The organism is Stutzerimonas sp. S1 (genome assembly GCF_025966695.1).
Lineage (GTDB): Bacteria > Pseudomonadota > Gammaproteobacteria > Pseudomonadales > Pseudomonadaceae > Stutzerimonas.
The window spans coordinates 196,334-207,253 of the sequence record NZ_JAOEIY010000008.1; the positions used below are offsets into that span (position 1 = coordinate 196,334).

The following is a 10,920-nucleotide window of genomic DNA, read 5'->3' on the forward strand; positions in this document are numbered from 1 at the left end:
CGGCACCCGTCGCGGGCGCGGCTGGCAGTTAGCTGTACAGGTCCGCCCGGCTCCAGGGCAGCTCGTGGGAGCCATCCGGCAGCGGCTTGCTGGCGAGGATCTGGTGCAGGTTGATCCAGTTGTGGCGAAAGCCGTAGGCACAACCGGCCAGATAGAGGCGCCAGATGCGCAACGCGCGTTCGGGCACCATCTGCTGTGCCTGCTCCAGCTGCGCTTCCAGACGCTCACTCCAGAAGTCCAGCGTGCGCGCGTAGTGCAGGCGCAGGCTTTCCACATCGACGATTTCCAGCCCGGCCTCGCTGATGCTGCTGCTGATGCCCACCAGATGCGGCAGCTCGCCGTGCGGAAAGACGTAGCGGTCGATGAACTCGCCGGCACCATGCCCGACCGGGCGACCGTCGATGTGCCGGGCGGTGATGCCGTGATTCATCACCAGCCCGCCCGGACGTACGGCGTCGAACAGCCGCTGGCAGTACAGCGGCAGGTTGGCGTGGCCGACGTGCTCGAACATGCCGACGCTGACGACCTTGTCGAAACGGCCATCCTGCGGCAGATCCCGGTAATCCATAAGCTCCAGGGTGATCTGCTCTTGCAGTCCTTCGGCGGCCACCCGTTCGCGGGCCAGTTCGAGCTGTTCGCGGCTGAGGGTGATGCCGAATACCTTCGCGCCGAACTCGCGGGCGGCATAGCGAGCCAGGCCACCCCAGCCGCAACCGACGTCCAGCAGTCGCTCGCCAGGTTTGAGCCGCAGCTTGCGGCACAGGTGACGCAACTTGGCCTGCTGCGCCTGTTCGAGGTCTTCACTGCCGGTTTCGAAATAGGCGCAGGAATAGACCATGTCCTTGTCCAGCCAGAGCCGATAGAAGTCGTTGGACAGGTCGTAGTGGTAGGAAATGGCTTCGGCGTCGGTCGCCTTATCGTGCGCCTCGCGCGAAGGCAGCGGAAAGTCGTCCTCGCCCAGCGCCCGGGTAATCACATCGCCGATGCGGATCACCTCGTTGACCGGCCCCTGCAGGTCGATCTGGCCTTCGACATAGGCGGTGCCGAGCAGATCGAGGCTCGGTCGGGCCAATTGAGTCACCAGACTGGGGTCCTTGATCACCAGGGTGACGCAGGGGGATGGCCCGATATCGATGTCGTTACCGTCCCACAGGCGCAGACGCAACGGCAGACCGAGTTCTCTCAGGGCCGGAAGCAATGTCGCGAGCATGCTTGGATCTCCTGTCATTCCATCGAAGAAATCGTAGTCCAACAAATTGAAACTGTAGGCTATGGTCGTGATAGTTTCAGCCCATGTGCCTAACGGCAGCGACTCGCCTGCAAACGAGCTATTGTTGCCGTCTTATGGAGTGGCTTATGGATGCATCCTCACCTCAGCGAGTCCTGATCCTCGTGACCAGCGGGCCCAGCACGCCGGCGCGCTGCGCGGCGCCGTTCCACATCGCCACGCTGCTGGCCTGCATGGATGCCGAGGTCACCCTCTATCTGACCGGCGAAGGTACCCAGCTGGCGCGCCGTGAGGTGGCCAATTCGCTTCGCGCGGTGATCGATGGCGAGCCGGTGTCGCACTTCATTCGCCAGGCCAAGCAGGCTGGTGCGCGGCTGTTGATGTGTCGGCAACCGGGGGTGGTGATCGAGGCGACGACGCTGATCGACGAGCTGGACGAGATTTCCAGTGGCGGGGAGCTGGCCCAGATGATTTTGGAGTTCGAACGGGTGCTGAGCCTATGAGACTGCATGGTTTGGACTTCCCCGATGCATTGCTCTACGCGCCCGAGCACAGCCTGTGGCTGCGCGAGGAGGATGACGGCAGCGTGACGCTCGGGCTGACCGCCTACGGCTGCGCCCTCTATGGGCAGATTTTCGCCTTTACCCCCAAGCGCGTCGGCGCGCGCATCGAGCGTGAACGCAGCTTCGGTGTGGTGGAATTCGCCAAGGCCGCTTCCTCGGCGCGCAGCCCGCTGGCAGGCGAGCTGAGCGCAGTGAACGAAGCGCTGTTGCAGCGTCCAGCCCTGATCAATCAGGACTGCTACGGCGAAGGCTGGATGGTGCGCATACAGCCGTCGGACTGGTCCGCGGTGCGCGGCGAATTCCTCCGCGGCGAGGCTGCGCTGGAGGCCATCGAAGAGCGCATGCGGCTGGACAATTTCGACCCGACCAATGCCCACGTCCAGGCACTGCAATGGAAGTGAACCGCTAGCGAAGGGCGGCCGGGCAAGTCCTGCGAGTGCAGCTGTCAGCATTGTTTCGGTGGCGGGTCGTCAAGGCAGCTCAGGCAGGCCTGGTCGATCGCTCGATCCACTTGCTGGATGCAGAGGTCGATTGCCACGTTGCGCGTGCGCTTGTCCGACCATTGGTAATCGGCCAGCGTTTCGATCAGATCTTGATAGCCATTTTCGTTGACCAGCATGCCTTGCTGTACCGTCAAGGTGTGGCCCTTGAGGCTCAGTCGAACCGGATCTCGGCCGGTAATGGATGCACCGGCGGCGAGCAGGCAGTCGACATGGTCGCGCAGCGCATGAAAGACGCGGCGCTCGTCGGGAGTGTTACTCACAAAGGGTCTCTCCTGTCCTTGGAAAGAAAACGCCGATTGTGATGTGCTTCTCATAAAAAATCGATAGCGCTTTGCCACTGACGGCGCGAGCTGCGATCAGGGGCGGCCGAGCGCTGGTCGTTGCCGGTGAGACCGCCGACTCGCAACCGGCCACTCATGACACGTCCGCCAGAGGGTTTGGCATGCGAGACGGAATTGGCGGAAGGCAGTGGGAGTCGAACTCGTTTTTTTTGCTTGCAGTAACCCGCTGTCTTCGGCTTTTCTAGGCTTGCCGGCCTAGCTCGATTGCATTGTTCCGCTGTGACTGGCAGTGATTTCGACACTTTTTCGACATCGGTACGCTGTCGCTGTTGCACGCTGTATCGAAGAGGTTGGCTACAGTATTATTGATGACTTAAAAGAAGCTGGGTTTCCGTGTAATTTGCTATTCGGTATAGTTGACTAAAATTAAGTGCCGATTTTTTGTTGTTTGCGGAAATAATAATATGCCTGATCCTGAAATTAAGGAGTGGATTTCTTTAATAAAAGATTCCCTCTTGGCGCTCGCTGCGCTGGTGACGATAGGCTTAGGGGTTCATGGGGTCCGGGTATGGAAGCGAGATTTGGTTGGAAAGGAGGTGTATTCTGCTGCTCGAGAGCTAGTTAAGCAAAGTCATGTTATGTCTAGTGCCGTAATTAAACTTCGCATGCCAATTAGCTCGATAGAAGAAAAGGTGTTCACTCCGGAGGAAATTGGGGGGATGACTGAAAATGAGCGTTGGCGAATTTCAGAGCTTGAAGCCTATCAGAAGAGAATTGAGGAATATGTTCTGAAGTTGGAGGAATTTCAATCCGCTAGGCTTGATCTAAGAGTACTGATTGGCTCGAAAGCGCACGATATTTACCTGCCGTTTAGCAGGCACCTTACAGATATCATTCATTTGGTTAATGATTATCTGGAAATAATACGAGATTTTTCAACGCCAGCGAGCCCTGATACACCGAATGTTATCGAAGCGAGACAGGCGCTTTATTTAGCTGAGTATCTAGATGACGATTATTCGCAAGCATTAGATATGGCGCGTGAAAATGGTGAGCGGTGCCTTCTTTCTTATCTTCATCGAAAAGGAATATATAATTAGGGTTCTCGCCGTTAGAACGTCTGATCGCATCTCTAATGCTGTAAAATAAAAATAGTGCAGATTGATAAATATGGATTCTTAAATGAAATGGATGGCAGAACACTTTCTATCGCCTTTGCTGGCTGCGGTAGTTGCGTTGGTGGGGAACTATTATTTGTTTCATAAGCCTGTGCTTAGCAAGGATTACACTCAAATTGGTGTCCAGATAGTTATGGAAAAAGATAGTCCAACGTATATGAGGAAATTTGGCTATCAGTTAATCCAGGAGAACTCGCCTATAAAAATTCCTGATGCAGAAAAGGAGGAAATGCTCGATAAGTTGCTGAGAAGCATTCCTGCAAATTTTGATTCTGCAGAAGGAATGACTTTTGGTGAATCCTTTGCGAGGCTTATCGTATACACAAGATGGGCTGCAGAAGTCAGAAGTCTATGTGAAGCATGCATTAGCAAAGAGCGCTTCGAAAACGACTATACAGATACTCTCTTGGAGATCAGAAAAGTTAGCGACTAATCTAGCTAGCCAGTTGATGCTATCGCATTAATCGGCACCCCGCTTCCAGTGCAGGAGATTTAAAATGGAAAGTGTAGAGAGCAAACTAGGCTATTATCCCAAGTGTCCGTACTGTGAAAAGGATGATGGCTTTGACGTTACAATGTGTCCGCATACAGTTGGGGCGGGAGGGGTATGCGAGTTGGTTAGCTGCAAAAGTTGTCATAAGTTAATTAATGTTTCCTGCCCTCCTGTCGACCTGAATAGTTAGGTGGAATAACAAGGCAGCATAACAAGTAGCTTATTTTCGCTCGCTGTGGGGCGGTCTAAACCGCCCCTTGGCTTGCCGTTACCCCTGAATTGCTTTAGTCATACTTGGCTCCCTGCGCTCGGGCATACCATCGCCTAGTTACTGTCCGTGTGATTGCTATCCCGCGCTGGGTTGGCTCAAGTTTCGGTTGGCTTCGTCGTAGTCGGGGCTGGTCTGGCCGATCTCCGGGGCAATCTGCCCGCTTGCAATCCAAAACGCATATTGAGGGAACATCTTTACGATGGCCTCTATGTCTTCTTCGTTTGCACGTCTCTTGCCGTTTCGCAGGTGATACCAGCTGCTTCGGTCGATACCCGTCAGCTTTTCGAGCTTAGGCGCCGAGAGCCCTTGGCTGTCCCAAACGGATATCAATCTCTCTCTTATCATTCCGAAAACGTCTAAAAAGCTTGCACATAGTGGTGGTTTCTATGTGAAGGCTAGCCTATATTCTTGTCCGTGCCTTGCACTATTTGTAATGCATCTAATGCTGGATATAGCAGAACAAAGCGGAGATCACGGGAATGCTACCACCAGAAGGGATCGACTCCCAGAAGCTGCACGGCGCCCCGCCCCTGATGCCGTGGCCGAAGTTCGCCGAGTGGATCGGCATGGGCGACGAACCCATCGTGGTACGCACCTGGCTGGAGCGTGGCTACCTGCCTTCGCAGAAGGTCGGCAAGCGCACGATGGTCAACGTGGCCCTGCTGCATCAGCAGCTTCTCGAACAGGAGTGGACGCTATGAGCAAGGCAGACGACAGCCTCGACCTGTGCAGCCTCAAAACCTTCGCCGAAATGAGCGGCGTATCCGTCGAAGAGGTTGCCGACTGGGCCGCCACCGGCACCATCCCGACCATGCGCCTCGCGGACTTCCGCATGGTCAACCTCGCGCGCCTGCGGGCCGACCTGAAGAAAGGCAAAAAGGAATTCAAGGAAGGGGACTACAGCCATGCATAAGCCCGTCACCCTGGATGCTGAAGCTGCCAAGGCTTACATCGGCCAGTCCGTGCTGCTGGAGCTGTACATGGACGAAGGTGAGCCGCCTTACTGGTGTTGCGTGCACATCGTCGGCGTCGTGCTGGCGAAGGAAGGCGTCTGGGATTACCCATATTTCATGGCGGTGAGCTTCGTCGACGACGGGCGCACGCCAAGCGAAATCCCCTTCGTGGACATTCTTACCATCAGGGCGATGCGGTACCGCGACCGGCACGGTTCCGGCAACGTACTGGGCCGCGTCGCCCTCCCTAACGCTGAAAGGTCAGGGGCCGCGCTCCCGGCTCGTCGGGACAGCTTCACCGTCCCGTCGAACGGAAGCACGGGCGCAGCGCACCCTTGACCCTGCACGACCATGACCAGCCTATCGCGAGGAGTGTGGGGTAGCTTTTCCACCCCACGCTCCCGAGCCCTCGGCGGCAAGAGCGGGATGACAAGGGCGGCGCCCTTGGTGTTCTTCGCTCTGTCGCGCCGCGCCTATCTCTGCCTGCCGCACCTGCTTCTCGGGCTGGCCTGCCTCGCGCTCTGCATCGCCCTGGACGGCACGCCGCCGCCCGACCATCCCTACCTGCCGACCTTCATCCAGGAACAACCCTGCCCGGACGATCCGACCGAAGCGTTTTCCGACGCGGTTACCGCATGGCCAGCCAAAAGCGCGCGCACGCCTGCACAGCTCTACGCGGAGCGTAGCGGGCGCGTGGCCTGTGCCGGCGTGCGCGCGCCCCCGCTGACGTCCCTGTAACACGTCAGATAAACGAAGGTTGAGAACCGCATTAATCAGCATTAGGAAGTGAACGAAATGGCTAAACCAAAAGATTTTCTCCGTCTGGACATGCTCGCCCGTGAAGATCGCAACGGACGTCTGTTCGTCGATCCGGGCACGGCGGCAATCGTCGATCTGTCCAAGGTCCGTTTGCTGCGCTGCGGCGTCGATACGGTCCGCCAGCTGTATCGCGGGCTGATCCGCCCCGAGATCATGGCGCTGTTCGAGAAGCCGGGCGCAATGGTCGAGTTTGCCGGGGAGATCTGGCACGCCGGACGAGTGGGCCGGGACTCGGGCTACCAGTACAAGCTACAGAACGCCGACCTCGGGTTCGTGCTGCTGATCAAGAACTTCAACGCCAAGCTGGAGCAGATCGGCCCGCACCTGAAAATCGAAGTGTCTCCGCACGCCATCGATGCGCTGTCGCCGGAACGGCTCCAGGAACGCATGGACTACTACGCTGCAGCCGTGATGACCCACCGCGAACGCAACCAGTGTGCGGTCCATCTGGCGTTGGACCTCCAGGGCTGGAAACCTCCGGTGGATCTGGTGGCACGCCTGCACTGCCGGGCCAGAACGCACCGGGATATTTCGGGCATCAATCAGGTGGAGTGGGCGACGAAGTCCAGCGTCTACGGGCGTGGGGAAACGTCCATGTTCGGCTCTGCCGGTGGCGTCCAGCTGTGTATCTACAACAAGACCGAGCAGGCCCGCGCAACGGACAAGCTCGACTACTGGGAAAGCGTCTGGCGTCGCCGGGATTCGTTCGATGCCAAGGACCCGGAGAACTACAACCCGGCCCAGGACGTATGGCGCGTCGAGTTGCGTTATCACCATTCGATCATCCAGCAATTCGCCAGCGGCTCGACCGATGTTAAGACCGGCCAAGCCATCGATACGGACTCCTTCGCCGCCTTCTCGGGCCATCTGGACGGCCTGTGGCGCTATGGCCTGAGCCAGTTCAAGTTGCTCGCCCGGCCCGGCTACTTCGATCCGATCTGGACACTGATGCGCGACGATGCGCGGGTCGATCTGCCGGTCGATTCCTTGGTCGATGAAACCGAGTACAAGCGCTACTACAAGACGAGTCGGGGGTTCTCGGGGAAGAACGTGGAGCTGTTCCTGGGAAACTTCGTAAGCCTGCTGGCACGGGAGCGAGTGGGCGCTAAGAAAGCATTCGAGACCCTGAAGCAATGGGATTGCTGGCCGGTCATCCGTGATCACTATGCCGCCAAGGATATGAGCGAGCGCGACCTGTACAAGCACATTAAAGACCTGCTGCAGGAACGCCATGTGAGGTGGGGGCGCGCTATCTGATGGCGATCCAGCAAACCGACGATGGCCGCTGGAAAGTCGATGTAGAGCCGATCAAGGGCAAGCGCTTCCGCAAGACGGTGAAGACGAAGGCCGAGGCGTTGCGATTCGAGGCGACCTGTCGTGCCAAGGTGATCGACAAGCCGGACTGGACGCCAAAGCCACGGGACCGACGCAGACTGCTGGAACTGATTGGACGCTGGCGGCTGCTGCACGGCCATGCGCTGAGCGACATTCACCGCACGGAGCTGGTACTGAACCGCATGGCCCGCGAAATGGGCAATCCGGTAGCCAGCCAACTGACCGGCGCGACCTACACGGCCTACCGGGCGGCTCGTCTCGCCTCGGGCACAAGCGGCAAGACGGTGAACAACCAGCTCGGCTACCTGTGCTCGGTGTTCAACGTGCTCCGCCAGCTCGGCGAGATCGACTATGAAAATCCGTTGGCCTCGGTAAAGCCGCTCAAGCTCCAGGAACGCGAACTGACGTACCTGAGCGACGCGCATATTGACCAGCTGTTTCGAGCGATCCAGGACCATTGCCGGACGCCGCATACCTATATGGTCGCGACGATCTGCCTTGCCACTGGCTGCCGCTGGGGAGAGGCGCAAGCGCTCCGACCGGAACGGGTGCGAGACGGACACGTGCTGTTCGTGAATACCAAGGGCAAGCGCCGACGCTCCGTGCCGATCGATCAGGCATTGCATGACCGCATCCACCAGCACTTCCAGGAACACGGCCTGTTCACCAACTGCCGCGACAGTTTCGACTATGCCGTCAACATGTCAGGACTCAAGCTCCCGGCCGGACAGAAAAGCCACGTGCTGCGGCACACCTTCGCTTCGCATTTCATGATGAACGGCGGCAACATCCTCACGCTGCAAAAGGTCCTGGGCCACGCCTCGCTGAACATGACGATGCGTTATGCGCACCTCGCGCCGGACTATCTTAAGGACGTGATTACGCTCGGCCCGATTCGGGGTTTTCGACACTTCTTCGACACCCAAGCCGAAGCCGCTCCGGTCGAGTAGCTGGAGGCCGCGTAGTTCGGGGCTTTCAGAGCGGGAATTGGCGGAAGGCAGTGGGAGTCGAACCCACCCGGGAACGGCTGCCGCCCCCAACCGGGTTTGAAGCCCGGCCGCACCACCGGGTGCGATTGCCTTCCTTATTGATTTACAACGGATTTTCCTGCGCCTGTTGAGGCTCGGAAGAGGGAGTGTCGAAGAAGTGTCGAAAATCCCTAGCAGGACCAAACGCTAACACGTCTTGCAGATGATCGGGCGACAGGTGCGCGTAACGCATCGTCATCGCCAATGACGAGTGACCCAATATCTTTTGCAGAGTCAGGATATTGCCACCGTTCGCAATGAAGTGGGAGGCAAAGGTATGGCGCAAGACGTGCGACTTTTGGCCAGCAGGCAACCCCAGTTCCGCACGCGAAACAGCTTCATCGAACCGATCACGGCAGTTAGAGAACGCGCCATGCTCTCGAAGGTGCTGCCGTATCCGATCAGCTAGCTTGGGATCAATCGGCACGACCCGCCGACGCTTCGACTTCGTGTTGACGAACTGGAGCATCCCCTCGCCAACCCTGCTGATCGTCAGCCCTTGTGCTTCACCCCATCGGCAGCCAGTGACCAAACAGATCATGGCGATCAGCTCGACATGCGGGTGCGTCATGCTGCGCAGCACTTGGAAGAGTCGGTCGATCTGCTGAGCGTCGAGGTAGGACAGTTCCCGCTCTTGCAGCCGGATCGCGCGGAGCAGGGCGAGAGGGTTCTCGAACTCGATTTCACCGAGTCGCCGCAGCTCATTGAACAGCGCACGCAGGTAGGAGAGTTCATTGTTCAGCGTCTTAGGGCTGATGCCTGACGCGATTCGCTTCGCGCGGTATTCCGCGAAGTCCGTCGCCGTGAACGTGATCGCTACCGGGTCCCGCAGGCGTTCAACCATGCGATCCAGGATGACGCGACGGCCTTCGTAATCGGCCAGCGATCCACCGTGCAGGCGACCCCAGCAATCCACCAGCTCGGAGAGGCGGCGGCGATCCTTTGGCTTGGGTGACCACTGCGGGCTTTCGATCAGCTTGGATCGACAGGTTGCCTCGAAGCGCTGGGCCTCGCCCTTGGTCTTGAACGTCTTGCGGAAGCGCTTGCCCTTGATCGGTTCAACATCGACCCGCCAACGACCGTCCGGCAGTTGCTGAATCGCCATTAGACAGCTCGCCCCCACCTCACATGCCGCTCTTGGAGCAGGCTCTTAATGTGCTTGTACAGGTCGCGTTCGGTCATATCCTTCGAGGCGTAGTGATCGCGAATCACCGGCCAGCATTCCCATTGCTGAAGCGTCTCGAATGCCTTCTTAGCGCCCACCCGCTCCCGTGCCAGTAGGCTTACGAAGTTTCCCAGGAACAGCTCCACGTTCTTGCCCGAGAAGCCGCGCGAGGTTTTGTAGTACCGCTTGTACTGCGTTTCATCGACCAGGGAATCGACTGGCAGATCGACCCGCACATCGTCGCGAATCAGCGTCCAGAGCGGTTCGTAATAGCCAGGGCGGGCGAGCAGCTTGAATTGCCCCAGGCCATAGCGCCACAGCCCTTCCAGATGCGCCGAGAACGCCGCAAACGAGTCCGTATTAATGGCCTCGCCGGTTTTCACATCCACCGAGCCGCTAGCGAATTGCTGGATGACCGAATGGTGGTAGCGCAGCTCGACGCGCCACACTTCTTGAGTCGGATCGTAGTTGTCCGGGTCTTCAGCATCGAACGAGTCCCTGCGACGCCAGACGCTTTCCCAGTAATCCAGCTTGTCTTGGGCGCGAGCCTGAAGGGTCTTGTTGTAGATGCCGAGTTGTACGCCACCGGCAGAGCCGAACAGGAACGACTGACCCTTGCCATAGGTGGCAGCTTCCATAGTCCATTGGATTTCTTTGATGCCGGAGATATCGCGGTTGGCGCGTGCGCGGCAGTGCATGCGGGCAGTCAGGTCGGCGGGAGGCGTCCAGCCTTGCAGGTCCAACGCCAGATGGACGGCGCACTGGTTGCGTTCGCGGTGCGTCATGACTGCCGCTGCGTAATAGTCCATGCGTTCTTGCAGACGTTCCGGCGACAGCGCGTCGATGGCGTGCGGCGACACCTCGATTTTCAGGTGTGGGCCGACCTGTTCGAGCTTGGCATTGAAGTTTTTGATCAGCAGGATGAAGCCGAGGTCGGCATTCTGGAGCTTGTACTGGTAGCCGGAATCCCGACCCACCCGGCCCGAATGCCAGATCTCACCGGCGAACTCGACCATCGCGCCCGGTTTCTCGAACAGCGCCATGATTTCCGGGCGGATCAGCCCGCGATACAGCTGGCGGACCGTATCGACGCCGCAACGCAG

14 protein-coding genes and 1 tRNA gene are annotated in these 10,920 nt (G+C 58.5%); 10 read left to right on the plus strand and 5 right to left on the minus strand.

Annotated elements, in window-relative coordinates:
• Window positions 1-28: 28 nt before the first annotated feature.
• Window positions 29-1,210 carry a C17 cyclopropane fatty acid synthase CfaB gene (gene cfaB, locus N8H22_RS18550; RefSeq protein ID WP_264591968.1) on the minus strand — a complete coding sequence of 394 codons (1,182 nt, stop codon included), beginning with the start codon at window positions 1,208-1,210 and terminating at the stop codon, window positions 29-31.
• A 146-nt stretch (window positions 1,211-1,356) separates the two neighbouring features.
• On the opposite strand from cfaB, the gene N8H22_RS18555 reads away from it, so the two are divergent.
• Window positions 1,357-1,731, plus strand: coding sequence for a DsrE family protein (locus N8H22_RS18555; protein WP_264591969.1), 375 nt, complete (start codon window positions 1,357-1,359; stop codon window positions 1,729-1,731).
• Window positions 1,728-2,192 (plus strand): glycine cleavage system protein H, encoded by a 465-nt coding sequence (locus N8H22_RS18560; protein ID WP_264591970.1) that lies wholly within the window; start codon window positions 1,728-1,730, stop codon window positions 2,190-2,192. The genes N8H22_RS18555 and N8H22_RS18560 overlap by 4 nt, the downstream gene beginning before the upstream one ends.
• A 44-nt stretch (window positions 2,193-2,236) precedes the next feature.
• On the opposite strand, the gene N8H22_RS18565 is transcribed toward N8H22_RS18560, so the two are convergent.
• Complete coding sequence (locus tag N8H22_RS18565) at window positions 2,237-2,554, minus strand: hypothetical protein (protein ID WP_264591971.1); 318 nt, start codon at window positions 2,552-2,554, stop codon at window positions 2,237-2,239.
• A 485-nt stretch (window positions 2,555-3,039) separates the two neighbouring features.
• Here N8H22_RS18565 and N8H22_RS18570 point away from each other — a divergent pair, with 485 nt between their 5' ends.
• From N8H22_RS18570 to N8H22_RS18610, 8 genes are all read left to right on the plus strand, one after another.
• Window positions 3,040-3,675: a hypothetical protein gene (locus N8H22_RS18570; RefSeq protein ID WP_264591972.1), complete on the plus strand. Its 636-nt coding sequence runs from the start codon at window positions 3,040-3,042 to the stop codon at window positions 3,673-3,675.
• 82 nt (window positions 3,676-3,757) lie between these two features.
• Complete coding sequence (locus tag N8H22_RS18575; protein ID WP_264591973.1) at window positions 3,758-4,186, plus strand: hypothetical protein; 429 nt, start codon at window positions 3,758-3,760, stop codon at window positions 4,184-4,186.
• Between the two features lie 810 nt (window positions 4,187-4,996).
• The gene (locus N8H22_RS18585) at window positions 4,997-5,218 is read left to right on the plus strand and encodes a DNA-binding protein (protein ID WP_138411637.1); all 222 of its coding nucleotides are present in this window, start codon (window positions 4,997-4,999) and stop codon (window positions 5,216-5,218) included.
• Complete coding sequence (locus N8H22_RS18590) at window positions 5,215-5,430, plus strand: hypothetical protein (protein ID WP_165594146.1); 216 nt, start codon at window positions 5,215-5,217, stop codon at window positions 5,428-5,430. The genes N8H22_RS18585 and N8H22_RS18590 overlap by 4 nt, the downstream gene beginning before the upstream one ends.
• Window positions 5,423-5,809, plus strand: a complete 387-nt coding sequence (locus tag N8H22_RS18595) for a hypothetical protein (RefSeq protein ID WP_264591975.1) — start codon at window positions 5,423-5,425, stop codon at window positions 5,807-5,809. The genes N8H22_RS18590 and N8H22_RS18595 overlap by 8 nt, the downstream gene beginning before the upstream one ends.
• 108 nt (window positions 5,810-5,917) lie before the next feature.
• Complete coding sequence (locus tag N8H22_RS18600; RefSeq protein WP_264591976.1) at window positions 5,918-6,208, plus strand: hypothetical protein; 291 nt, start codon at window positions 5,918-5,920, stop codon at window positions 6,206-6,208.
• Window positions 6,209-6,265: 57 nt separating this feature from the next.
• The gene (locus tag N8H22_RS18605; RefSeq protein WP_264591977.1) at window positions 6,266-7,546 is read left to right on the plus strand and encodes a hypothetical protein; all 1,281 of its coding nucleotides are present in this window, start codon (window positions 6,266-6,268) and stop codon (window positions 7,544-7,546) included.
• Entirely contained in the window at window positions 7,546-8,574 is a 1,029-nt protein-coding gene (locus N8H22_RS18610; RefSeq protein WP_264591978.1) for a tyrosine-type recombinase/integrase, read from the plus strand. The genes N8H22_RS18605 and N8H22_RS18610 overlap by 1 nt, the downstream gene beginning before the upstream one ends.
• Before the next feature lie 38 nt (window positions 8,575-8,612).
• On the opposite strand, the gene N8H22_RS18615 is transcribed toward N8H22_RS18610, so the two are convergent.
• The 3 genes from N8H22_RS18615 to N8H22_RS18625 form a co-directional block, all read right to left on the minus strand.
• Window positions 8,613-8,708, minus strand: a tRNA-Sec gene (locus N8H22_RS18615).
• 8 nt (window positions 8,709-8,716) lie between these two features.
• Window positions 8,717-9,757 carry a tyrosine-type recombinase/integrase gene (locus N8H22_RS18620; protein WP_264591979.1) on the minus strand — a complete coding sequence of 347 codons (1,041 nt, stop codon included), beginning with the start codon at window positions 9,755-9,757 and terminating at the stop codon, window positions 8,717-8,719.
• A partial coding sequence (locus N8H22_RS18625; RefSeq protein ID WP_264591980.1) for a hypothetical protein occupies window positions 9,757-10,920 on the minus strand: 1,164 nt, incomplete at its 5' end. The genes N8H22_RS18625 and N8H22_RS18620, both read right to left, overlap by 1 nt.